The organism is Proteus genomosp. 4 str. ATCC 51469 (genome assembly GCF_003144375.1).
In the GTDB taxonomy this organism is placed as follows: Bacteria; Pseudomonadota; Gammaproteobacteria; order Enterobacterales; family Enterobacteriaceae; genus Proteus.
The window spans coordinates 157,661-181,224 of sequence record NZ_PENV01000009.1 but is presented as its reverse complement, the minus strand read 5'-3'; the positions used below and the strand labels follow the sequence as shown (position 1 = coordinate 181,224).

At 35.6% G+C, this 23,564-nt stretch carries 24 protein-coding genes; 7 read left to right on the top strand and 17 right to left on the bottom strand.

Annotated features, from left to right (window positions below):
- Position 1: 1 nt before the first annotated feature.
- The 13 genes from DK866_RS10770 to yieE all read right to left on the bottom strand — a co-directional run bounded on the left by DK866_RS10770 (position 2) and on the right by yieE (position 13,772).
- Entirely contained in the window at positions 2-748 is a 747-nt protein-coding gene (locus DK866_RS10770; protein ID WP_162557003.1) for a fimbrial biogenesis chaperone, read from the bottom strand.
- Positions 749-752: 4 nt separating this feature from the next.
- Positions 753-1,445: a fimbrial biogenesis chaperone gene (locus DK866_RS10765; RefSeq protein ID WP_109408898.1), complete on the bottom strand. Its 693-nt coding sequence runs from the start codon at positions 1,443-1,445 to the stop codon at positions 753-755.
- A gap of 8 nt (positions 1,446-1,453) precedes the next feature.
- Positions 1,454-1,996, bottom strand: coding sequence for a fimbrial protein (locus DK866_RS10760; protein ID WP_109408897.1), 543 nt, complete (start codon positions 1,994-1,996; stop codon positions 1,454-1,456).
- 10 nt (positions 1,997-2,006) lie between these two features.
- On the bottom strand, positions 2,007-2,561 hold the full coding sequence (locus DK866_RS10755; protein WP_109408896.1) for a fimbrial protein: 555 nt from the start codon (positions 2,559-2,561) through the stop codon (positions 2,007-2,009).
- The gene (locus DK866_RS10750; protein ID WP_109408895.1) at positions 2,539-3,237 is read right to left on the bottom strand and encodes a fimbrial biogenesis chaperone; all 699 of its coding nucleotides are present in this window, start codon (positions 3,235-3,237) and stop codon (positions 2,539-2,541) included. The genes DK866_RS10755 and DK866_RS10750 overlap by 23 nt, the downstream gene beginning before the upstream one ends.
- A 58-nt stretch (positions 3,238-3,295) precedes the next feature.
- The gene (locus tag DK866_RS10745; protein ID WP_109408894.1) at positions 3,296-3,847 is read right to left on the bottom strand and encodes a fimbrial protein; all 552 of its coding nucleotides are present in this window, start codon (positions 3,845-3,847) and stop codon (positions 3,296-3,298) included.
- Positions 3,848-4,423: 576 nt separating this feature from the next.
- Positions 4,424-5,803: an APC family permease gene (locus tag DK866_RS10740; protein ID WP_109408893.1), complete on the bottom strand. Its 1,380-nt coding sequence runs from the start codon at positions 5,801-5,803 to the stop codon at positions 4,424-4,426.
- The gene (locus DK866_RS20330) at positions 5,793-6,002 is read right to left on the bottom strand and encodes a hypothetical protein (protein WP_071788546.1); all 210 of its coding nucleotides are present in this window, start codon (positions 6,000-6,002) and stop codon (positions 5,793-5,795) included. The genes DK866_RS10740 and DK866_RS20330 overlap by 11 nt, the downstream gene beginning before the upstream one ends.
- 766 nt (positions 6,003-6,768) lie before the next feature.
- On the bottom strand, positions 6,769-8,748 hold the full coding sequence (locus tag DK866_RS10730) for a ligand-gated channel protein (RefSeq protein WP_109408892.1): 1,980 nt from the start codon (positions 8,746-8,748) through the stop codon (positions 6,769-6,771).
- A 166-nt stretch (positions 8,749-8,914) separates the two neighbouring features.
- The gene (locus tag DK866_RS10725) at positions 8,915-9,697 is read right to left on the bottom strand and encodes an ABC transporter ATP-binding protein (protein ID WP_109408891.1); all 783 of its coding nucleotides are present in this window, start codon (positions 9,695-9,697) and stop codon (positions 8,915-8,917) included.
- Complete coding sequence (locus DK866_RS10720) at positions 9,697-10,704, bottom strand: FecCD family ABC transporter permease (RefSeq protein WP_409076910.1); 1,008 nt, start codon at positions 10,702-10,704, stop codon at positions 9,697-9,699. Before DK866_RS10720 ends, DK866_RS10725 begins: the two co-directional genes overlap by 1 nt.
- Before the next feature lie 565 nt (positions 10,705-11,269).
- Positions 11,270-12,760 carry an amino acid permease gene (locus DK866_RS10715; protein ID WP_109408889.1) on the bottom strand — a complete coding sequence of 497 codons (1,491 nt, stop codon included), beginning with the start codon at positions 12,758-12,760 and terminating at the stop codon, positions 11,270-11,272.
- A gap of 118 nt (positions 12,761-12,878) precedes the next feature.
- Positions 12,879-13,772: a DNA-binding transcriptional regulator YeiE gene (gene yieE, locus DK866_RS10710; RefSeq protein WP_109408888.1), complete on the bottom strand. Its 894-nt coding sequence runs from the start codon at positions 13,770-13,772 to the stop codon at positions 12,879-12,881.
- 184 nt (positions 13,773-13,956) lie between these two features.
- On the opposite strand from yieE, the gene DK866_RS10705 reads away from it, so the two are divergent.
- A complete protein-coding gene (locus tag DK866_RS10705; RefSeq protein WP_162557002.1) occupies positions 13,957-15,051 on the top strand; it encodes a YeiH family protein in 1,095 nt (364 codons plus the stop codon).
- A 168-nt stretch (positions 15,052-15,219) separates the two neighbouring features.
- Positions 15,220-16,062, top strand: a complete 843-nt coding sequence (nfo, locus tag DK866_RS10700; RefSeq protein ID WP_109408886.1) for a deoxyribonuclease IV — start codon at positions 15,220-15,222, stop codon at positions 16,060-16,062.
- Between the two features lie 46 nt (positions 16,063-16,108).
- Here nfo and fruK read toward each other — a convergent pair whose 3' ends face one another.
- On the bottom strand, positions 16,109-17,047 hold the full coding sequence (gene fruK, locus DK866_RS10695; RefSeq protein ID WP_109408885.1) for a 1-phosphofructokinase: 939 nt from the start codon (positions 17,045-17,047) through the stop codon (positions 16,109-16,111).
- A gap of 186 nt (positions 17,048-17,233) precedes the next feature.
- Between fruK and DK866_RS10690 the strand changes: the two genes are divergently transcribed.
- The 3 genes from DK866_RS10690 to yeiP all read left to right on the top strand — a co-directional run bounded on the left by DK866_RS10690 (position 17,234) and on the right by yeiP (position 19,893).
- On the top strand, positions 17,234-17,650 hold the full coding sequence (locus tag DK866_RS10690) for a nucleotide triphosphate diphosphatase NUDT15 (RefSeq protein ID WP_109408884.1): 417 nt from the start codon (positions 17,234-17,236) through the stop codon (positions 17,648-17,650).
- 286 nt (positions 17,651-17,936) lie between these two features.
- Entirely contained in the window at positions 17,937-19,178 is a 1,242-nt protein-coding gene (gene mtr, locus DK866_RS10685; protein ID WP_109408883.1) for a tryptophan permease, read from the top strand.
- A 142-nt stretch (positions 19,179-19,320) separates the two neighbouring features.
- Entirely contained in the window at positions 19,321-19,893 is a 573-nt protein-coding gene (yeiP, locus tag DK866_RS10680; protein WP_072069938.1) for an elongation factor P-like protein YeiP, read from the top strand.
- Between the two features lie 139 nt (positions 19,894-20,032).
- On the opposite strand, the gene DK866_RS10675 is transcribed toward yeiP, so the two are convergent.
- Entirely contained in the window at positions 20,033-20,362 is a 330-nt protein-coding gene (locus DK866_RS10675) for a hypothetical protein (RefSeq protein WP_109408882.1), read from the bottom strand.
- A 266-nt stretch (positions 20,363-20,628) separates the two neighbouring features.
- A complete protein-coding gene (locus DK866_RS10670) occupies positions 20,629-20,940 on the bottom strand; it encodes a hypothetical protein (protein ID WP_109408881.1) in 312 nt (103 codons plus the stop codon).
- Between the two features lie 352 nt (positions 20,941-21,292).
- Between DK866_RS10670 and DK866_RS10665 the strand changes: the two genes are divergently transcribed.
- Both DK866_RS10665 and mepS read left to right on the top strand, forming a co-directional pair.
- On the top strand, positions 21,293-22,000 hold the full coding sequence (locus DK866_RS10665) for a phosphatase PAP2 family protein (protein WP_109408880.1): 708 nt from the start codon (positions 21,293-21,295) through the stop codon (positions 21,998-22,000).
- A gap of 365 nt (positions 22,001-22,365) precedes the next feature.
- Positions 22,366-22,980, top strand: coding sequence for a bifunctional murein DD-endopeptidase/murein LD-carboxypeptidase (gene mepS, locus DK866_RS10660; protein ID WP_072069942.1), 615 nt, complete (start codon positions 22,366-22,368; stop codon positions 22,978-22,980).
- 124 nt (positions 22,981-23,104) lie between these two features.
- On the opposite strand, the gene DK866_RS10655 is transcribed toward mepS, so the two are convergent.
- A complete protein-coding gene (locus tag DK866_RS10655) occupies positions 23,105-23,452 on the bottom strand; it encodes a YejG family protein (protein WP_072069943.1) in 348 nt (115 codons plus the stop codon).
- Positions 23,453-23,564: the final 112 nt, after the last annotated feature.

Here is a 23,564-nt window from a genome sequence, read left to right as displayed (position 1 = left end):
ATTAATTTACTGTTTTCATTTTTTCATCTAATGGGAACATAAACTCATCTAATACTTGCCAATGAATAGATGTAATATTTTTTTCATTCAAAAATAAGTATTCTTGCGTACCAAATGGAGGTACGTTTTTCGATAACTCTTGCAGTTCAATCTCTTTTCCATTTATCTTTATTGCGTTAAAAGCTAAATAAATAGGTGAATCATTTTTAGCTATTATTTTATTATCATCAATTGAAAATGATAATTTTTTTTCTGCATCTTTTATTTTTATACCTTCAAGAGATTTTGGCCGATAATAGACTTTAAAGTTTAATGCTCTAATAAAGTTCATCTGCACATTTGGAGTTTCTTCAGATGTGGATGGTATTAATCTGAATTGAGAAATATAAACACTCTCTCTATCTGTTGGTAATACACTTTCTGAGCCAGTAAACTTAATTACCCATTCATAGTATTCTTCAGGTTCTATTTTTTGTAACAGAGGAGTTAAAATAAAAGGAGGATTCTCTTTTTTATCAATTAATTGTAAACCCGTAGATTCATCTAACCATCTCATACTAGCTTGAACGAGATACGCTTTTTTTTCATTATTTCTTAAGCCGATAGAAATACTTTTACTACCTTCATTATATGTCATTCTTTGTAATGAAAATTCAAATGCATTATTAGCAGACCATGCCAATTGGCAATAAAAAAAAACCAATATCAAAGTAATAATAGAAAAAACACGACTATTTAAAACGTTCATTTCATTAGTCCTTATATTCGAATTCTTTTGATAACTCACCATAGTCGTTAATTACATGCCAACTAGCTTCTTTTATTGATACCTCTACCAATTCAGTTTTACTATAAGGTGCTAACAAGAAAGTTTTGTTATATTTTTCATTATTAACTTTAATTGATGTTAATGTCATATAATATTGAGTTGGGTTATCTAAAAACCATTTTCCTTCCTGTTCTTTAATAGAAATTTTTTTGTAATCTTGTTCTGAAGGCCTTGCTATATTTTCAGGTCGATAAATTACTTTAATCACAAAATTAGTTATTAATACTAATTTTGATTCCTGTGATTCACTCTCATTAGGTCGTTTAGTAGAGGGTATAATTTTTGTATTCAAATAAAAGAGTGATTCTTTGTCATTAGGTAAATCTTGAGTATCTTTTAATAAAATACGTAAAGATGATACGCTCTTGTTTTCTAAACGAAATACAGGAGGAGTAACGATAAAATTAGATGACAAATTTCCATCAATTTTTTCAGTAACGCCAGCTTGTATTAAATAAGGTTGATTATCATCATTAGAAATATATACACTTTCACTTGAACTACCTTCAGAAAAAATAACGCGTGTTTTGCCTAAACTAACCCCTTGAGCGTTAGCATTACAATAACTAAAAGCTAATATTAAAATAATGGAAACTTTTATAATAAATTTATTCATATAATATCTTAATCAACGATATACGAAAAAGTTAGCGTTGCTGAAAACTCTCCAGATTCGGGATCACAAACTGTGGGATCTTTGCATTTGACATAGGTATAAAGTGTTTTTTCTAATTTATCTTTACTTATGTTATTCCAAACCGTATCTTCAGATTTAAAAAAATCCGCATTAGTATTAGATTGAGCAACATTATTTTTACTAGATACTCTGATACCAAAACTTTTATTGAGATCATCATTAAAAGTAATCGTATTTAAAGTGCTTTTTGCCTTCATCGTCACATAAGTATCAAAAAAGTCATTCGTTTTACAATCACTCAGCAATACCTTTATCGGGATAGGTTCTATAAGATTATTTTTAATTTTATTCGACTGAATACTGCCAAAATCAACTTCATTGTTACTTGTTCCTGAAACTGAGAGCTTGCAGGTCTGTTTATCAATGGTCACTTTAAAGTCAAATTCAATACTTTGAGCACTAAAACTAATAAATAGTGCTGGTGTAATAAATAAACTTAACAAACTCCTTTTCAATAGAAATATATTCATATTTACTTTCTCAAGGTTGTATAAGTGTTAATGCTAATATTGCTTTTAGCGTACCGGGATTAACCGCTGAACTGTCTTTCTTAACGAGCTCGACTTCAAAATCTTTATTTTTATTACCATTTCCAGTTGTAATATAAACAGAACTTGTTCCAGCACTAAAATTAACTAAAGAACAATGCTCACCTTTACAATCGTATAGAGCAAAACCCGCATTAGTTGGATTATTCACTGGCGATATTTTGTTATTTGCAATTTGTGTTCCTGATCCCGCTTTTATAATAACTTCCATATCAGGTGTTTCATCAACATAATCTTGGCAAAGATAATTAACTGAAAAAGGTATTTTGTTTTCCTTTTTTACACCTATTTCATCAACATTTTGCATTAATGTTGATTGAGAAAATTTCACCGCTTGATCTGATAAAGTAAAAGCACACGTTCCTTTTGTTACTGAGCCTTTTACTATTACAACCGCAGAGTCATCAACAGCACTATATCCATAAAAAGAGATACAAGTTAATAATGCGCCCAATACAATTGGTTTAAAATGTGGCTTTATGTTCATTAAATCCACCTAAATCATCTATTGTACGCCATTGAACACTTCCTTTAGTTACACCTGTAGGTAAGGCATACTTTATCGAACTATAAGGCGCGATCATGGCATTGTTATTGGCCAAACTAACATCTAGCTTTATATTGTTGACAGAGAACCCAGCAAAATTGACGTAATAAGGGGAATTATTGACTACTTTTAATTGTTTTCCTTCCACACTAAATCCTAATTTCTTTTGCGCATCCTCTGATGTCATCGGTAAGTTTTTAGGTCGGTAGAAAAGCTTTATGACATTATCAAATCCAACACTTAAGCCCGCTGTGTCAGAATTATTGTTTTGTCCAGGGATCATCTTTGCATGAAAATAAAAAATACTTTCTCTATCTTTCGGTAAAGAATTACTCATGGCATAAATTTTTACTTCATGTCTTGATAAACTATTAATTCTAAAAAGAGGTGGAGTGACTTGAAATACAATTGGATTTTCATCAGAGGAAATATAGGCTTGTACCAAATAATTTATTTTTGGTTCTTCATTACGAACGATAACACCTACACTATTCTCACCTTCAGGATAAATAATTCGTGTAGCATTTAAACCCACACCTTTGGAATAAGCAAGTGGTGATATAATCATTAGTAAAATAACAAAAAATTTTCTTATTCTATTTGTATTTTTAATCATTATATTTCTTCTTTAATGAGAGGCTCTATTAGATAGAGCCTCTAAAAATTAAGTAATATTAGTTATAAGCAACAGTAAAAGTAACTGGTACTTTTAATTCATCACTTGTTACTGCACCATTTGTTAAATACAGACCAGCAGTCATCGGAATACGACCAGTACCGTCTTTAATGATCTCTTGTCCTAATACCAGACCTGTTTCAACATTTGGTTTAACTAAAGTATTACTTGCTGTTGCTAACAATTTTACAGCTAAAGAAGCTGCTGTTGCGTTAGCAAACATTTCAGAATCAAAGTTTGATTTATTACCACGAGCATAAAGATTGATTGTTCCATCAGCTGCTAATGCTGCTGTACAATTAGAAAGCTCTAAATTAAACGTCTTGTTATCTCCTAATTGATCACCGACGTTTTTACCAGTCACTTCATCACTTGTGAAGGTACCCCAATCAATTCTAGAACCTTCTGTTGTTGAAGAAACATCACAACTTGCGGCACGAATTAATGCTTCGAATGACACAGTTGTACCCTGTGTTGCAGCAAAAGCATTACCTGCAACCATAAATCCAGACAACACGATAAACGGAGCAACTTTCTTAATTAAAGACATATTGTTACCTTTCGTTTTTTAAATAAATCGCCTATTGGAATTAGTATTATTTCTTAATCATCTTAATTAGATGTGAATTAAGAAAATATATTTTCTAATCCTAATTAAAGAGTAGCACAACAATCAAAGTTTACTCATAAAGTAAGTTGAGATTGCATAATGATAATTATTTAAAACACTTTATTTATAAAGTATTTTCTTTATTTTTAGGATATTTAACTAATCTTTAATTGAGTATCAATATAATACTAAAAAAAGTAAAAATATATATTTTCTATATATAAAGTTTGTTTTTCATATATATAGACATATTCAAACTGATATGAAAAATTATTTAATTTAATTAAAATAGGTAAATAAACCTAGTTATAAATACTTAAGAATAAACTTAGTTACCACATAAAATTATTTTTAATTTTTTTATTTGAATGGGTAAATTCACTTAATTTTATTGTATATAAACCAATTAATTGGTTATTTATTATCCTATTTAATTCTAATACTGTTTATTCAATACAAAAAAATGGCCTCATTTCTGAGGCCATTTTATTTATCATTATGACAATTCGTAGAATATTACTTTTCTGGCATCTGCGGCATTGGACGACGGAAACGACGCGTGATCCACACCATATAAAGTATGCCAATTGCACCCCAGACAAGGCCTAACTCCATAGAGCCTGGTTCGAGGTTTATCCACAAGACACCCATTGTCGCAGCACCAATAATAGGTAATATCAGGTAATTAATATGATCCATTAACCCTTTATTACGGCGCTCGCGAATATAGAACTGTGAAATAACAGATAGATTCACGAAAGTAAACGCAACTAACGCACCAAAGTTAATTAATGCAGTTGCAGTCACTAAGTCAAAGAACACGGCACCTAACGCTAAGAAACCCACCAATAGCACGTTAAATGCAGGTGTACGCCATTTAGGATGTACGTAACCAAATGTCTTCTCTGGGAATACCCCATCACGTCCCATTACATAAAGTAAACGAGCAACACCAGCATGAGCCGCCATACCAGACGCTAATACTGTTACGCAAGAGAACACTAAAATAATGGACTGGAATAAAGCACCTGCAACATACAGCATTATTTCTGGTTGTGATTCTTCTGGGTTTTTGAATCGTGAAATATCTGGGAAATACAGTTGTAAAAAGTAAGAAACCGCAATAAAGATAATCCCACCAATCAGCGCTGTTAAGAAAATCGCTTTAGGGATAACTTTACCTGCATTTGGCGTCTCTTCTGACAATGTACTGATACCGTCAAAACCTAAAAATGAGAAACAGAGTATTGTTGCTCCGGTTATCATAGGTATGACTTGCGCATCAACAGACGCAAATGGTCTAAAGGTCCATAACTCCCCTGCACCTTCTCCATTATATACGCCGTGAATAAGTAACCCTACAAACACAACCATTACTGCAACTTGCACAATAACAATTGCTGTATTTAAGTTAGCAACAACGTTAATACCACGTAGGTTAAAGAACGTCATTAAAGCCACTAAACCAAATACAAAGATCCACGGTTCAACGCCCGGGAATATTGCTTGTAAATAGATTTTCGCCAATAAAATGTTGATCATTGGCATAAATAAATAGTCGAGTAAAGATGACCAACCCACCATAAAGCCCACATAAGGACTCATGGATTTCTGAGCATAAGTATACGCCGAGCCAGCTGATGGAAAGCGCTTAACTAATTTTCCATAACTTACTGCGGTAAATAAAATTGCAATTAAAGCAATTGCATACGATGTTGCTACGTGACCATTGGTAATGCCAGAAACGATACCAAATGTATCGAAAATAGTCATAGGCTGTAAAAAAGCAAGCCCCATCATGACTACCTGCATTAGTGTCAAGGTTTTACGTAGTTGAACTCGATTGTTAGCACCGGTTTGGTTAGTGCCGATAGAGGAGATGACGTTATCTGACATTCGCGAACCCTCCCATAACTTCGGTTTGAGTATTCAATAAACTCAACCGACAGTTACTGGGAAGACTTCGCATCTGCCTATAAACAGAATAGAATGAAGTTTTTAAGGATGTGTATGTGTTCAGGAGACGCCGTGCTCCGTAGTCATCATTACCGCAGGTGCCGTTTGGCCCGACTGCGAAAGAGAATAATTGTACCATATTAGCATTCCTCTATCATGACAACCCTTTCTCTAAGGGGCTGGCTGCTAATCAAATTATGTTATCTATTCAGACTCAAATGAATCTGACCTCTTGGTGTAGTAATAAGTAAAAATGCAAAAAAAAACCGATGCACTTTAAACGCATCAGTCATATTTTTAGTGGGCGCATTTTGCACGTCTCAGACTTAAATAGCAATACATTTTCATCAAAAAGCCCTCTTTTTTTACGATCTTTTCAATTCGCAAACTAAGTCAACATATAACGCCACATTTAATTAACAATTATTGTGATTTTATCACAAACACTAAGATGTAAACATTCAGGAAGATGGAATTGAAATTAAAAAAACAACCTGTCAACCAATTGATAAATAAAGACTAATAGATAATTTAGAATTACTATCAATATCAAACCATCAAAATAAAGCATTTAAAATACATTAATAAGATTAATGCTATATTTTTGTTAAAAACCATTTCTATTTTTCAAAAAAACATTTTTTTAATAAAAAACACCTGGTTTTTATAGGTCTATTTCGCACAATAAAAATGTAGTTAAACAAATTAAGGAAAAAACGATAAATAATACGTAGAAATAACAATCTAGTAGTCAGAATAAAACGATTGATAAGATGATTTATGTGCTAAATATAAACCTCAATATTTAAATTTTCCAGTATTAATTTTGAACAAATAAAAAGAAATGAATCATAAAAAAAGACTCCACAAGTGGAGTCTTAATGACACAAACCGAGGGTAATTAATTAGAAGTTGTAGTTCAGACCAATATTGTAACGACGACCTTCTAAGGTTGAACCAAAGTTATCACGTTCAATACGACGGTCAAATACGTTATAAACACCACCAATTACATTTAATTGTTTGGTTAAGCTGTAGCTAGTACCAACATCAACAAATGCATAAGATGGCGTACCTTTAGCCATACTGGTGCGTGATAAATAATCCGATGTTTTACCACGGAAGTTAATACGCGCCCATGTTTCCATTTCTGGCGTTGTTTCCCAATTTAGGGTTGCATTTGCCATATGGCGAGGCTGTTTATTCAGTGGTTTACCACTAAATGCACCACTCTTCTGCTCTGAATCAGTAAAGGTATAGTTAGCGGCTAAATTCCATTCTGGTGAAATTGTCCAGTTACCTGTCACTTCGATACCGCGCATATTGGCTTTATCAACGTTTACGCGTGAGCTCACGAAATCATAAACATGACCAAAACCATCACTGGCTTCACATTTTCTCGATGAATCTTTGTCGCAAACACGTTTTTCCATGATTTTATCTTTAAAGTCTGTGTTATAGACAGTAAGACTTGCGTTGAGATTATCTCGATTATCCCAAATCAGACTGATTTCCTCAGTCACTGATTTTTCTGGTTTCAGATCAGCATTACCGAAAATAACACCGTCGGAACGACCACCACCAGTAGCTTGACCCCATGTATTTGTTGCTTGACGTAAATCAGGTGAACGATAACCAGTAGAAACCCCACCTTTTAACGTCCACTCATCAGCCATATGCCATACGCCATAAACTCGAGGAGTCCAATGAGTACCAAAGTTCTCATCTTTATCCATACGTAAGCCACCCGTTAAGGCGAAATCGTTAGTCATTGCCCATTCATCTTCAGCAAATAACGCCCAGCTATAACGATCTAACTTATTACCTTCTAAGTGATTCCCTTCATCTTTTAGCTCTTCGTAGCGGTATTGCCCCCCTACACTTAAAGTATGATCACCGAGCATTAAGACCGTCTGATTACGCACTATTGTGTCGTCATAATCCATTTTACGAGATGGGTTACGGCTTTCATCACGCTGAACATAAGTATTCATGCTACCAAAGTCATAGACACCGTCATGAGTTAATGCATAATGGGTTAGTTCATAATCAGTAAAGCTACTTTCAGCTGGTTTACCTCGACTCGGTTCAGCAGATTTAGAATACCAAACTCGAGAATCACGATGCTGATTATCTTTTTTAAATTCAAACTCAACCGTATTTTGCTCATCAGGTGTCCAACTTAATGTACCACCACCACTTGACATAATTTGACGATTATAACCATCAACGCGTTTATCTTCACCACGATGTGAATATTGGCCTTGAACTTTTAAACCTAAAAGATTTTCAACCAAAGGTCCTGCAGCATAGAAACTGCCTTGTCCCGTATTACCTTCGTTTTTACGTTCAGTTAATGTGGTATCTGCACGTAAGCTAAAGTTCCACTCTCTTTGCGCTTTACGAGTGATAATATTGATAACCCCACCCATTGCATCTGAACCATATAAAGAAGACATTGGACCACGAACAACTTCAATACGTTCAATAGCAGGTAAAGGCGGTAACCAGCCTTGTTCAATACCCGAGTTATCACTATTAGGACGCGTTTCACGCGAGGCAACACGCTTACCATCAACCAAGATCATGGTATATTTTGGATCCATACCACGAATACTGATATCAGAACTACTTCCACCGCCTGTCACTAATACGCCAGGAACATCTTTTAGCGCATCAGTTACATCACGATAAGACTTAGTTTCTAATTGTTCACGAGTAACAACAGAAACCGATGCAGGCGCATCTTCAACGGTTTGTTTAAACCCAGAAGCAGTTGTAACAAGTAGTTTTTCTACATTTTCAGCTGTTGCAGTCATAACAAAACTAGATGCAATTGCAGCAACAACACTAAGCGCGATTTTATTTTTATTTAACACTACCATTCCCGATTCTCCAAGAATATATATTCTTTACGTTTTATATAGATGGACAGATCGACAATTGCTCAGAAATTAGGGTAATAATTTAATTACCCTTGGTTATTTTAATATTATTTTTATATCCCTATTTACTGCATCCCTATATTTATTTCTTTTCTCTTTTACTTCTCTATATTTTATCCACTAAACCATCAATAATAATTTGAGGTATTCCTTGTGAACAATATTCCAATCTACCTTGAACACCGTAAACATTAGCAAGGCTTTGTGCTGTAATAACTTTATCTGGTGCACCTTGCGCAATTAATTGCCCTTGTTTTAACATTAATACATGTTCGCCATGTCGTAAGGCGATATTAATATCGTGGACAACAACAACAGTAATAATATTTCTACGGTGTGTCTCTTTAGCGACTAAATCCATTACATGATATTGGTAATTAAGATCTAATGCGCTCAACGGCTCGTCTAATAATAATAAAGAGGGTTGTCTAATCAATGATTGTGCAAGCCCAACTAATTGTTTTTGGCCACCCGACAACTCATCTAAATAACGTAACGCTAAATGCTCAATACCTAATTGACGTAATAGGTGCATTACCTGAGCTTCACTATGTTCATTATGTAATCCACCGGAAGCACGCTGCGCCACAATAATGGATTCTAAAACATGTAAATGAACACCTGCTGGCAATGTTTGTGGTAAATAGACGACATTTTGAGCTCGTTGTGCGAAATTCATCGAAGCTAGATCATTTCCATCTAAACTGACAACACCTGATGATTTATTTAATCCAGCTAATGCTCTTAATAATGTTGATTTTCCACTCCCATTTGGCCCCAATAGTACGGTAACCTTTCCTTTAGGTAATGGCTCAACATCAAGTGCCTTAATGATGAGATGTTTAGCATAGCCAGCGCTAAAATCTTGAATTTTTAATCCTTCAATCATTAGATATTCCCTCTATGACGTAAAATCATGCTGAGGAAAAATGGCACACCCACCAGCGATGTCACGATACCAACAGGAATAATAACACCAGGTATTAAATTTTTAGATGCAATCGACGCCAATGATAAAACTAAAGCACCGATTAATGCGCTTGCTGGTAAATAGAAACGATGATCTTCACCAAACATCATACGGGCAATATGAGGTGCAACTAACCCAATAAAAGCAATAGGTCCAACAAAAGCAACAGCCAGTGCCGTTAAAATACTGATCCGTAACAATGAGCCTAATCTTAAGCGTTTTACATCAATACCAAAGCTAATCGCCCTGTCTTCACCTAATCGCAATGCGGTTAGTTTCCATGAACTTAGCCATGAAATCACCATAATGACAGCAAAAGCCCCAGCCATAACACCAAGTTTTACCCATGTTGCACGCGCTAAACTTCCCATTGTCCAGAAAACAAGTCCTTGAAGAGTGTCTTCTGTCGCAATAAATTGCATCATTGAAACCAATGCGTTGAAAGTAAACACCATGGCAATACCAAAAAGTACAACACCAGATGTCGGAACACGAGTCCAACGTGTAATTCCATCCAATAACAAGGCTGATAACAACGCAAAAAGAAATGCATTGGCTGAAATAAACCATTGATCAGGAATTCCGGGAATACCAATACCGAGCACAATAGCTAATGCCGCACCAAATGATGCCGCATTTGATAAACCTAATGTAAATGGGCTTGCTAAAGGGTTATTTAAAATAGTCTGCATTTCTGCACCAGCTAACCCTAACGACATACCTACCACCACTGCCATTAAGGCATAAGGTAAGCGAATATCCCATACAATCACTCTTGAACCTGCATCAACAAGCTCAGGCTGAAACAGTGTTGTTAATAATTTATCTAGCGATAAACCTGAAGGCCCCATGGTGAAATCTAACACCACCGAACCACAAATAATTAAAACAATCACACCTAACCATAACATGCGCTTACTCATCATTTTCCGATAATGTACTTTTACATTATCGGATGTGTTTTTTGCTTGTTCTTCTGCGGTAAGTCGCTCTGACATAATGCTCATATCAATTGTTGTACCTAGTCTTTTTTTACGTTCTTCTGCTCTTACCTGCGTTTACGTTGGCAAAAGCATACCGTACAACTCATCAGATGCTTTTTATTGCTATGAAGCAAATTATCAATCTGGGACAATTTATCTAACAAAGAAATGAGTCGCCAAATTATTATACGGTGAAACATATTCGCTGTGTAAATTATTACAATGCGATAGGCTATTGATCTGTAATACTGAGAGATAAGAGGACTAATTATTATCAGGCTCATTACATTTAGCATAATATTTACAATCAATAGCGCTGTTATTTTATTAGTTCACAAATTAAATACGCGCTAACAATAAAGCAAATAATAATAATTATCAATACGATTGCTAATATAATTGAAGCTTTTGTATATTTTCTATAATGATTAGATTGGAAAATAAAAAAACGCCCGTTTTAATGTGATTTAGATCACAAAACGGGCGTTTTAATATACTGAATTATCGGTTATTTTTTATTCGCAATATGTGTTGGAAATTCCATTTCGTTATAACGAATAAAACGAGTTTTCTTCACAATTTTATAAGTAAACCAGATTAACAAAAATAATGGGATACCAATATACGTTGCAATAGCACCATACCAATCAATTGTATCTTCCAAAAACGCTTGGTAATTTTGACCTAATGTAATAATTAGACACAGTACAAAGGCAAAAATTGGACCAATTGGGAAGAAACCGGAGCGATAAGGTAAATCATTTAAATCACGCCCTTGTGCTACATAACCTTTACGGAAACGGTAATGACTAATTGCAATGCCTAACCATGCAATAAAACCCGTCATTCCTGACGTGTTTAATAACCACAAGTAGACAGTTTGGTTTCCATACATTGAGCTTAAGAAACACAGGGCCGCAACAACAGTTGTTGCATAAAGTGCATTACGTGGCACACCATTTTTAGACAATTTGCCAAAACATTTTGGTGCTTTGCCTTCTCTTGCCAGTGTAAATAACATCCGAGTTGAGGCATACATGCCTGAGTTACCCGCAGAAAGAACCGCCGTTAAAATGACAGCATTCATAATTGCTGCAGCAGACAGTAATCCAGCATTTTTAAAGACTAACGTGAATGGGCTAACGCTAATATCGCCAACATCATTACGTAATAAACTTGGATCAGTATAAGGAATAATTAAGCTAATAATTAAAATAGCAAAGATATAGAACAACAAAATACGCCAGAAAACTTTACGCACAGCCTTTGGAATATTTTTAGCTGGATCTTTAGATTCTCCCGCCGCGATACCAATTAATTCTGTACCTTGGAATGAGAAACCAACAATCATTGCGACACCAATCATGGCTGCAAATCCACCTGCAAAAGGTGCATCTCCAATTTCCCAGTTATGCCAGCCTGCGTTTTCAGCCCCTTTCATAATACCAGTGATCATCGCAATACCCACAATAATAAAGATAATCACAGTGGAAACTTTGATCAAAGAGAACCAATATTCAGCCTCACCAAATCCTTTTACAGAGATATAGTTAAGCAAGAATATAACGCCAAGAAATAGAGCACTCCAGATCCAACCATCAACATCAGGGAACCAATAGAGCATCACTAATTGTGCAGCAACAAGGTCAACAGCAATGGTAACTGCCCAGTTGTACCAATAGTTCCAACCTAATGCGAAACCAAAGCCTTCTTCTACATACTTAGAACCGTAAGTTGAGAAAGAGCCGGATACGGGCATAAATGCGGCTAACTCACCAAGGCTTGTCATTAGAAAATAGACCATCAGCCCAATTAAAGCATAAGAGAGTAATGCCCCACCTGGCCCTGCTTGAGCAACAGTAGCCCCCGATGCGACAAAAAGTCCTGTACCAATTGAACCACCAATAGCGATCATCGCTAAATGTCGCGCCTTTAATTCTCGGCGCAAAGTCTGCTGTACTGCGCCCGACTTAGCAGTACTTTTTTGTTGTTCTGACATAACATTCCACTTTTATATTCACTTTTCTGTCGAGGATTGTAGCAAATCTGTCGTTCGTGAATAGCAAGTATCCATGATTATAAGATACCTTCATAATCGGGCGTCAATTATTAGCAATTTATGAAAAATTGCCGATTAAGTGTTCAGCATTACAATATGTCAGCAATTTTTTCAGTGCATCAGACACATGTTTTTGGCGATGATAAACCAGATATAAGGTACGTTGTAATGCCAATCCTTCTACTTTTATCTCTTTTAATGAACCGTTATTAATCTGTTCCTCAATAACTCGACGAGATAAACAACTGATACCCATTTCATACATAACTGCGTGTTTTATCGCTTCTGAATTACCTAATTCCATTTCAATGCGATAGCCTGGTAAAGAAGCAAAAAGAAGATGATTAAGAACATCTCGAGTCCCTGAACCATTTTCTCGCAAGATCCAAGGTGCTGATTGTAAATCAGCTAAAGTCACTTTTGCTGCTTTAGCTAAAGGATGATCTGGTGAGCAAAAAATAACCATTTCATCTAGGAGCCATTTTTGACTAATTAACTCAGAACTTTGACAAGCACCTTCAATTAATCCCAAATCAACCCTGAATTCACTCACGAGCTTAACGACTTCTTCTGTATTACCAATGCTCATTTCTAATGGAATATCAGGATAATTACGATGAAAATTACCCAGCATTTTTGGAAGAATGTAATTACCTATTGTGGTACTTGCAGCAATACGTAAGGCACCATTTCCTGCTTGAAATAGTTGTTCAACTTCGATTGCACGTTCAAGTAAAGATAATGCTCTGGGATAAAGTAATCGACCATGTTCATTCGTAACAAGACGTTTTCCCACCCTATCAAAAAGCTGTACCCCTAATTGGCTTTCTAGATCAGTTAAAGAAGCACTGACAGCAGATTGAGATAGAGCAAGCTGTTGTGATGCTTGCGTTGTAGAACCACTTTTGAGAACTTCAGTAAAGACTTCCAGTTGCCGCAACGTAATTCGCATGTCCATTCCACCTTTGAGCCATCATTGTAATAACATACTATCCACAAACCAGTAACATACCAAGTACATTTAAGAAAATACACGCATATTACTTTTACTGGTTATTATTATAAAAATAATGAGTTTAATAAATAAGATTGATTGTTATATGCTTATGCGAAATTCATATAAGCAAGGTTTTTCTATGTCAGAGCAAAGTCAACCTATTACATTGGCGAAAAAATGTTTTACTCCAGTCTATCGCTGGCTTCCTGGTTTATTACTAACAGGTGTATTAACTGCGCTTGCTATTTATGTTGGTGATATTCCTTGGTTTTCTAGTATGGGGTTAGGCGCATTAACGCTGGCGATTTTATTCGGCATTATTATTGGTAATACGCTTTATCCTGTTGCAAAACCTTATAGTGATGAAGGCGTCAAATTCGCCAAACACTATTTATTACGCACAGGTATTATTTTGTATGGTTTCAGGCTGACGTTTCAGCAAATTGCCGATGTGGGTGCAACGGGTTTAATTATAGATGCAATTATGCTGACATCGACGTTTCTTATTGCAATGTGGATTGGTCGAAAATATTTCGGCTTAGATGAACAAACAGTGATCTTAATTGGTGCGGGTAGCAGTATTTGTGGTGCGGCGGCTGTTATGGCGACAGAGCCGGTTGTTAAAGCACAAGCAAGCCAAGTAGCTGTTGCGGTATCTACTGTTGTGATTTTTGGGACTATTGGTATTTTCCTTTATCCTTGGTTCTATCACTTAAATGCATTTGCTGGCTGGTTACCATTTACAGAAGAAACCTTTGGTATTTTTTCAGGTTCAACCATTCATGAAGTAGCTCAAGTCGTTGCCGTAGGACACTCAATTAGCCCTGACGCTGAAAATGCAGCAGTTATTAGTAAAATGATCCGCGTAATGATGCTGGCACCATTCTTAATTATTCTTTCAACTTATTTAAGTAAAAAGAAAAGCAAGGCAAACAATGGCGCACAAGCAGCTGAAAAAAGCCCAATCACTATTCCTTGGTTTGCCGTATTTTTTATTTTAATGGCTGGCTTTAACTCTTTAAATTTAATTCCAGCGTCTATTGTTAGTTACATTGTAACTATCGATACCATTCTATTAGCAATGGCAATGGTGGCATTAGGTTTAACAACACATATTAGCGCTATCCGACAAGCTGGTGTCAAACCGTTATTGTTAGCTTTATTCTTATTCTTCTGGTTAACCCTTGGTGGTGTGATAATTAATATCTTTATTCAAACTGTGTTGATGTCTTAATAAGAATATCGATAAAAATTCATCACCTTTAAAATTTCGCCTTGAGAAGCACTTTTCATTATTGCGCAACTATTCTTAGTTGCGCTTTTTTGCTTTTATCACCTCAATATGATGTTATATGCTGTATGTTTGTTATCATGGTGTAAAATAAATCTAAGGAGAGAAATAATGAAATTTGTTGGCGCACATGTCAGTGCTGCTGGTGGTGTTGATCAGGCGGTATTACGCGCACATGAAATCAAAGCCACTGCGTTTGCTCTTTTTACTAAAAACCAGCGCCAGTGGAAAGCCGCACCATTATCCACAGAAGTCATTGATAAATTTAAAAAGAACTGTGAACTTTATGGTTATGGCCCTTCTCAAATTTTACCCCATGACAGTTATCTAATTAATTTAGGCCATCCTGAAGAAGAAGCGCTTGAAAAATCAAGAGACGCATTTCTAGATGAAATGCAACGTTGCGAACAACTTGGCATTGAATTACTTAATTTTCATCCTGGTAGCCACTTAAATAAAATTGATGTTGATAAGTGCTTACATAAAATAGCTCAGTCAATCAACATCACTTTAGAAAAAACAAAAAATGTTACTGCTGTTATTGAAAATACAGCTGGCCAAGGCACTAATTTGGGTTATCGTTTCGAACATCTTGCGGCGATTATTGACGGTGTTGAAGATAAATCTCGCGTTGGTGTTTGTATTGATACTTGTCACACCTTCGCTGCTGGTTATGATTTAAGAACCCATGAAGAGTGTGAAAAAACCTTTGCAGAATTTGAAAAAATTGTCGGTTTTCAATACTTAAAAGCGATGCACTTAAATGATGCTAAAAGTGAATTAGCAAGTCGAGTTGACCGTCACCATAGCTTAGGCGAAGGTAATATTGGTAAAGTACCATTTAGCTATATTATGCAGGATAAGCGTTTTGATGGTATTCCACTAATTTTAGAAACAATTAATCCTGATATTTGGCCTGATGAAATTGCCTGGTTAAAATCACAACAAGCCTAAATTTGGTATTCTTTGCGGTTTATCTCAAAATAAACCGCAAAGAGCATTACTTAATTGGTGTTAACTCAATTTTAGTCATCATCTGAGCAAGTTGACTTCTATCTTTAATTCCAACATCAGGCTGACTCACAGATAACGCAGAGATGGCCGTTGCTAAACGTAGCGTATGTTCACTAGTTTGGCTCATCAATAAACCGTAAACTAATCCCGCAACCATCGAATCACCAGCTCCCACAGTGCTTACGACATCACAATACGGAGGTTTAGCTAGCCAAGCACCAGAAGCATTTACCCATAATGCCCCTCTTTCTCCTAATGAAATAACAACATGTGCAATGCCCTTATCCCTCAATTGATGCGCTGCTTTAATAATATCTGTCATTTCAGTCAGTGAATGTCCAACCCAGGCTTCTAACTCCCTATGGTTCGGTTTTATTAACCAAGGTGCGGCTTTTAATCCCGCCACTAATGCATCACGACTACTATCAAAAATAATACAAGGGCACAACTGCCTTAATTTAATCATCCACTGTGTAAAAGCTTCAGGATCAACACCATTCGGTAGGCTGCCACTAACAACCACCATATCAAAATGCCCCAGCCAATTAAGTGAGTCTACTGCAAAGCGTTGCCAATCTTGTGGTGATACTGTAAACCCTGAAAAATTAAAATCAGTAACCTGCCCTTTTCCTTCCGTCAATTTCACATTAATGCGTGTACGGCCAGATACCAGATAAAAACGGTTAGCCATCCCATTTTCACTAAAAAAATGCTGAAACTCTTCTTGATTTTCGCGTCCCATAAATCCGCTGACGGTAATATCTATCCCCAAATCACGTAAGACTTTCGCGACATTATTACCTTTCCCTGCGGGATTAAGTCCAGCTGTTCGGACTAAATTAACACCACCTACGTCAATCGCTGAACAAGCACCAACAAGATCATAGGCAGGATTTAAAGTGATCGTAGCGACACGGCGACTCATGTCTTTACTCTCCAATCGTTTTTATTATGAATATTTAGGGGCTATATATAGCACTAATTAACCTTTAATTCAGTGAAATTGCATCAGTTCTCCTTGACTCTTACTCTTTGCCAAGGACAATAACGCTCATAAAAAATGACTTAGCTATCCATTATCAATAACTATATAAAAAATAAGGAGCCTAGAATGTCAGTTGTGGTCGGTGTTGGCGTGATTATTGTAAATGAAAAAGGTGAAGTGTTATTAGGAAAACGCTGTGGCACACACGCACCTTATTGGTCAATTTTTGGTGGTCATGTCGATGATGGTGAGACTTTTGAACAATGTGCCATTCGCGAAATAAAAGAAGAAATTGGCATTACTATTACATCACCTAAAGTAATTGGTATTAGTAATAACTTAGAAACTTACCAATTAGAAGGCAAACACACAGTTTCTATTTGCATGATTGCACAATACCAAGGCGATGAGCCCAAATTAATGGAGCCAGACAAATGTTCTGAGATCCGCTGGTGTTCTCCGAATGATTTACCTGAACCTCATTTTGAAGCCAGCCGTAATTCCATTACATTATGGAAAAATAAACAATTTTACCAAGGCTAACTTTCTCCTATCACCCTCATTATTCTGAATAATTTTTGTTCAGAATAATGGTTTCAACGTTTAATCTTGCTTAAAAAAACACTTATTTAACTCTCAATTTCTTTATCATTTCTGATAATGCTTACACTAATCTATTGATTTATATGATCGCCTCCTTCTACTGTATTATTTTTACTCACTTTTTTCTTTTATAAAGCACAATAACCTCTATTTACACTCTGAATACAAACGTGTATTCTTTACACCATCAAGCTAGTACACTGAGTCAATTTAATAAGGACATCTTATGTCAGAAGTCACATCAATAACAAAGCGTCCATCCATACTTGGTGGCGCAATGATCATTGCAGGCACCGCTGTCGGTGCTGGCATGTTTTCCATTCCGATTGTGACTTCCGGTGTCTGGTTTACCGGGTCTATTTTTTTGTTAATTTATACTTGGTTTTGCCTATTTATGTCGGGATTAATGATCTTAGAAGTGAATCTTCATTATCCTCTAGGTTCAAGTTTTCACACCATCACCAAAGATCTATTAGGAAAAGGCTGGAGCACTATTAATGGGCTTTCCATTGCGTTTGTGCTTTATATTTTAACTTACGCTTATATTTCTGCGGGTAGCTCCATTATCGTACAAAATTTTGCAGGCATCATCAGTGTATCGCAAGCTATTGCGGGCTTAGTCTTTGCATTAATTGTTGCTTTCTTTGTTTGGTTATCAACACGTGCAGTGGATAGATTAAGCACCATTTTAATTGGCGGTATGGTAATTGCGTTTGTATTAGCCATTGGTGGATTATTTACAGAAGTAAAAATGCCTGTGTTATTTAATACAAATGAAAGTAATGCGAGTTACTTGCCTTATGCTTTAGCTGCACTCCCTTACTTACTGACCTCATTTGGCTATCATGGCAATATTCCAGGCTTAGTAACGTATTACCGTAAAGATGGCAAAGCCGTCATGAAAAGCTTGTTGATTGGTACACTGATTTCACTGGCAATTTATATTTTATGGCAGTTTGTTGTACAAGGTAATATTCCTCGTGAAGGATTCAAACAAGTCATTGCTGATGGTGGGAATATTGGTAATTTATTAGCACAAATGCGTTCAACAACTGCCAATGCGACTGTATCACTGTTACTAGATTTGTTCTCTTATATGGCATTAGCAAGCTCATTCTTAGGTGTTTCATTAGGATTATTCGATTACTTAGCGGATTTCTTTAAATTTTCCAATACAGGAAGTGGTCGATTTAAATCTGCACTTGTGACGTTTATACCACCGACTATTTTAGCTATTATTTTCCCTGATGGTTTCTTATATGCCATTGGATTTGCAGGACTCGCAGCAACTATTTGGGCTGCAATTATTCCAGCCTTAATGGCAAAGGCCAGTCGCCAACGTCATCAAGGTCAGAGCTTTAAGGCTCCAGGTGGTATGTTTATGATTGGATTTGTTATTTTGTTTGGCATCATCAATGCGAGTGCACATATTTTAGCAAATTTTAATCTTCTTCCTATCTACCGCTAATCACTTCACTAAAAGCCAGCATTGCTGGCTTTATTTTTTCATCAAATCTTATAAAAAAATTACGTGAATAACTTGCCAAGTTTCTGCACTGCGAGTAATTTTGTCGCCATTATCATCAATGTTATTTAATGGAAGGTTTTATATGGCAAAAGCCAATGAAATTAAGCGTGGTATGGCTGTTAGTTATAACAACAAATTATTACTGGTAAAAGATATCGACATTCAAGCACCAAGTGCTCGAGGCGCAAGTACTCTGTATAAAATGCGTTTTACCGATATCCGTACAGGCCAAAAAGTAGAAGAACGTTTTAAAGGCGATGATATGGTTGATACCATCAACTTAACTCGTCGTGCTGTTAGCTTTTCTTACATTGATGGTGATGAGTATATCTTTATGGACAACGAAGATTACACTCCTTATACCTTCAAAAAAGATCAAATCGAAGACGAATTACTGTTTATTCCTGAAGAAGGCTTAGCGGGAATGCAAGTATTAACAATGGATGGTCAGGTTTTAGCATTAGAGCTACCACAAACTGTTGATATGGAAATTGTTGAAACTGTTCCAGGTATTAAAGGTGCATCAGCAAGTGCGCGTACTAAACCGGCAACATTACCAACAGGATTAGTTATTCAGGTTCCTGAGTACCTTTCTACTGGCGATAAAGTGCGTATCCATATTGCAGAACGTCGCTATATGGGACGAGCTGACTAATCAATAGTCAAAACATCGACTCATTAGCGTATTGCTAATGTTGCTCTAAATAGGTCAGATAATCGTAAGAAACCCAATGTGACAAACGATTATTTGACTTGTTTATCTTTGTTACTTTTATCTGCAACCCATTGATGCTTTAAAAGTATTGAACGTCAATAACGCCATTTTTTTGCGTATCATCCATCCAACGGATCTCTGCTTGGCCCATATCTTGAGGCAAAATAATCATTTGTTGGGATTTATCAAAAGAAGCAGGAACAATGGATTGAGTAGATGTAAACACTTTGTTGTGTTTGTAACACTGGTATTCAGCTTTATCTAATGTGAAATTCATTTCACACGCAGGATCAACAATCGCACCCCGCAGATAAATCTGACCTGTTGTTTGCATGGGATCAGATGCCCAAGCTAATGATATCGAACTGGAAACGAGAAGACTGCATACTACGGTCAGATATTTTCTCATAACGACCTCACTTCTTGTTTGCGCTAGCAGGTATGAGGATCACACCTACCCGACATATTTTCATCATAGCAATAAAATATGACATTCATATAGACATAAGAAGAATATTTGATGTCTATCAAATATAAGTGTTCGATGTTTATAAATAAGAAATCAACGTTGATCAAACTTAAGTCAAATATTTGTAACTTTAATAACTTTTTTATAAAAGCATTAAAATTTTATTTAATTAATACAATTATTGTTATTATTCTAATCTTATGCGATTAATTATAAACAATATTCATTATAGCTAAATTGTCATTAATCCACTTAATATCCATAGAACCTTTGTTGTTAATCAATTTCGAGCTAAATTGTTTATTCCTTTCTAACTTATATTGAGATTCTTGCATTTCACTACCATTCCAACACTTTGTTTTAAAGGTATTTTTATCTGTATCCATTAAACAATTGCCCTCAACAATCGCACCAACAAAAGTGATTGTTCCGGAGCCTATAACTTTATTTTCCTTACCAAATGAAGGTGCGCTTAATAATAAAGACAAGCACATAGATGCAATATAAAGCTTCTTCAAAACTAATCTCCTCTGATTATTGGGCGTAGAAATCTGACAAGCCAATATGTTATTAAAGTCATAACTAATATCGGCTTGTTACTTTATTTATTTAATTTTTATCTTTAATTAAAGAATAGAAAAAAATTATAAGACGCTCAAATTAAGACTATCAAGAAAAAACACTCTAAATTTAAGTTAAGTAAGAACGAATAGAGATAACAAAAACGAAACGAATGGGTAACATTTATCTAAGCAATAAATTGCAAAGATATATTTTTTTATTTTGACTATAGTCCTATAATCAAACTTAAACTTAAACTTATTGTGATCTAGATCACCAAAAACATGTGAAATTTGTCATTTGATTACTATGAAACTTTCTAATTTTTACCAAAAAGCCCTCGCTATTTTTCTACTTAACCTAGTGGGCCTCATTATTTTCCTCTCTTGGTATCTTCCTGCACAACATGGATTTTGGCTATCAATAGACACCCATATTTTTTATTATTTTAATCAACATATTTTACCTGATACTTTTTTCGCAACTTTTGTGGCTTACGTTAATAATAGAAAATTTGATTTAGTCATTTTGTTAGCTATGGGCGCACTTTATTACAATACTTTTCGTCAAAAAGATTATAAAGGTAAACGCCATCTTATAATTGTAGGATTAGTGATGGTGATCAGCGCTGTACTGATTAATCAAATTGGACAAAACATTCCAATAGAAAGACCTAGCCCAACACTTTATTTTCAAGATGCACATAGAGTGGGTGTTGTAACTGGAATTCCAACAAAAGATGCCTCTGGTGACAGCTTCCCTGGCGATCATGGCTTAATGTTACTTATCTTTTGTAGCTTTATATTACGTTATCTTTCATTCCGTGCTTTCTTATGGGCACTACTTATTACCGTTGTGTTCGCATTACCACGAGTAATGGCTGGTGCGCATTGGGCTTCTGATATATTAGTGGGTTCTATTTCTTTAACTCTAATCACAACAAGTTGGTTATTAATCACACCATTATCAGATGTTATTGTCAGACAATTAGAAAAATATCTTCCATTTAAAAAATAAAAGAAAAAACACCTCTGATTAATTAAAAAAGAATAAGTGCAAACATAATGGCGCTTATTCTTTTGGTCATTTTTTGACATTTAAATGATATTATGATGACAAAATGAGATCTATTTTAAGTATTAGCACTTTATTATCTAATGTTTTGTAAATTAAGCTTCTTTTCTCTCGCCATTTAACGCCTATTTCTGTACACTTTTCTGGTTTCCTCATTATTTATTGTTTAATGTGGATATTTACGTGCTTTAGAGCACGTTTTTCGCGAAATAGGGTTGCCAGAGTTAAATTACACTATATTCTCTGGTTATTTGGTGAATAATTTAGGTGCGCTTCTGCACGTAAGGATGTAAGGGAAATCTGTCACAATGAGAACAAAACCGTATATGAGGATGCTTAAGCTCATACCGGCGTTCATTGTTGTAGCTACGCTATCGGCCTGTAGCTCACAGAACGCAAATTCACGCTTAGCGAATTCAAGCACTACCCCACTTAATACATCATCAAGCACTTCTATTTCCCAAGCATCTCAAGATGAATTTGAATCATTGGTGAAGAATCTCGATATAAAATCTAAGATACTTGACCAATATGCAGACTGGAAAGGCGTCGCTTATCGTTTAGGCGGAGATACTAAAAAAGGCATCGACTGCTCTGCCTTTGTACAAAGGACCTTCCTTGACCAATTCGGCGTAGAACTACCTCGCTCAACCTCAGACCAACAATTCTCAGGTACTCAGGTTAACAAATCAAAATTACAAGCAGGTGATTTAGTTCTATTTAAGACAGGCCGTACTATGCGCCATGTTGGTATTTATATTGGAAATGATAAATTTGTACACGCATCCACCAGCAACGGTGTGACAGTGTCAGAAATGTCTAATGTCTACTGGAATAAGCGTTTTTATGCGGCAAGACGTGTTATAGAAAACAATGATGCAACTCTTGCTGAGAACAACTTTTCGAAAAGTGTATTAAGATAATTTATTCCCTTATATCTTATTGCAAATAAAAAGCCTCATTATCAAATAATGAGGCTTTTTTGTGTTCTTTCGTCATTTTGTAAATCACACAATCATCACGTCAGTTTTATAACAATAGGTAATGTTATAAATAAGAGTACGCTGTTGGAAATGGTTCAGCAATGGCAACACCTGCATTCTTTAAGCAACACAGCGCTGCACATTCATCATCACTACATAAAAAAAGGCATGGCACGCCATCCCACTCAATCACAACGCTATCAATATGGAGATTACTCAGATACTGACGCAAATTCTGTATTGCTTCATCCAGTGTCATACCATCATGACTTAATAATTTTAAGCCAATCAGTGTATTTTGCTTTCCAGCATCATTTTCAGGCAGTATCTCTACTCTTGTACCTGCAAAGCCTGCTAGCCACCGATAACTCAGCGGCAGCTTATGAACTACCGAAAGTTGTACATTATCCACAAATCAATCCTGTTTCATCAACACGTTAATTTAATACATCATCAATACGAGTTTGAACTGACTTGCTCACACGTCATATTAAAACCTTGCTAATCATAAAACATAATTATTA

What these genes read in the sequence shown, in the direction of transcription:
- DK866_RS10765 (WP_109408898.1), bottom strand. Translation starts at nt 1,445, where the DNA reads ATGAATAAATTTATTATAAAAGTTTCCATTATTTTAATATTAGCTTTT.
- DK866_RS10730 (WP_109408892.1), bottom strand. Translation starts at nt 8,748, where the DNA reads ATGGTAGTGTTAAATAAAAATAAAATCGCGCTTAGTGTTGTTGCTGCA.
- DK866_RS10745 (WP_109408894.1), bottom strand. Translation starts at nt 3,847, where the DNA reads ATGTCTTTAATTAAGAAAGTTGCTCCGTTTATCGTGTTGTCTGGATTT.
- fruK (WP_109408885.1), bottom strand. Translation starts at nt 17,047, where the DNA reads ATGAGTCGCCGTGTCGCTACGATCACTTTAAATCCTGCCTATGATCTT.
- DK866_RS10690 (WP_109408884.1), top strand. Translation starts at nt 17,234, where the DNA reads ATGTCAGTTGTGGTCGGTGTTGGCGTGATTATTGTAAATGAAAAAGGT.
- DK866_RS10705 (WP_162557002.1), top strand. Translation starts at nt 13,957, where the DNA reads ATGTCAGAGCAAAGTCAACCTATTACATTGGCGAAAAAATGTTTTACT.
- DK866_RS20330 (WP_071788546.1), bottom strand. Translation starts at nt 6,002, where the DNA reads ATGGTACAATTATTCTCTTTCGCAGTCGGGCCAAACGGCACCTGCGGT.
- DK866_RS10760 (WP_109408897.1), bottom strand. Translation starts at nt 1,996, where the DNA reads ATGAATATATTTCTATTGAAAAGGAGTTTGTTAAGTTTATTTATTACA.
- DK866_RS10740 (WP_109408893.1), bottom strand. Translation starts at nt 5,803, where the DNA reads ATGTCAGATAACGTCATCTCCTCTATCGGCACTAACCAAACCGGTGCT.
- DK866_RS10720 (WP_409076910.1), bottom strand. Translation starts at nt 10,704, where the DNA reads ATGATGAGTAAGCGCATGTTATGGTTAGGTGTGATTGTTTTAATTATT.
- DK866_RS10755 (WP_109408896.1), bottom strand. Translation starts at nt 2,561, where the DNA reads ATGAACATAAAGCCACATTTTAAACCAATTGTATTGGGCGCATTATTA.
- DK866_RS10725 (WP_109408891.1), bottom strand. Translation starts at nt 9,697, where the DNA reads ATGATTGAAGGATTAAAAATTCAAGATTTTAGCGCTGGCTATGCTAAA.
- mtr (WP_109408883.1), top strand. Translation starts at nt 17,937, where the DNA reads ATGTCAGAAGTCACATCAATAACAAAGCGTCCATCCATACTTGGTGGC.
- mepS (WP_072069942.1), top strand. Translation starts at nt 22,366, where the DNA reads ATGAGAACAAAACCGTATATGAGGATGCTTAAGCTCATACCGGCGTTC.
- yeiP (WP_072069938.1), top strand. Translation starts at nt 19,321, where the DNA reads ATGGCAAAAGCCAATGAAATTAAGCGTGGTATGGCTGTTAGTTATAAC.
- DK866_RS10715 (WP_109408889.1), bottom strand. Translation starts at nt 12,760, where the DNA reads ATGTCAGAACAACAAAAAAGTACTGCTAAGTCGGGCGCAGTACAGCAG.
- nfo (WP_109408886.1), top strand. Translation starts at nt 15,220, where the DNA reads ATGAAATTTGTTGGCGCACATGTCAGTGCTGCTGGTGGTGTTGATCAG.
- DK866_RS10770 (WP_162557003.1), bottom strand. Translation starts at nt 748, where the DNA reads ATGAACGTTTTAAATAGTCGTGTTTTTTCTATTATTACTTTGATATTG.
- yieE (WP_109408888.1), bottom strand. Translation starts at nt 13,772, where the DNA reads ATGCGAATTACGTTGCGGCAACTGGAAGTCTTTACTGAAGTTCTCAAA.
- DK866_RS10750 (WP_109408895.1), bottom strand. Translation starts at nt 3,237, where the DNA reads ATGATTAAAAATACAAATAGAATAAGAAAATTTTTTGTTATTTTACTA.
- DK866_RS10675 (WP_109408882.1), bottom strand. Translation starts at nt 20,362, where the DNA reads ATGAGAAAATATCTGACCGTAGTATGCAGTCTTCTCGTTTCCAGTTCG.
- DK866_RS10665 (WP_109408880.1), top strand. Translation starts at nt 21,293, where the DNA reads ATGAAACTTTCTAATTTTTACCAAAAAGCCCTCGCTATTTTTCTACTT.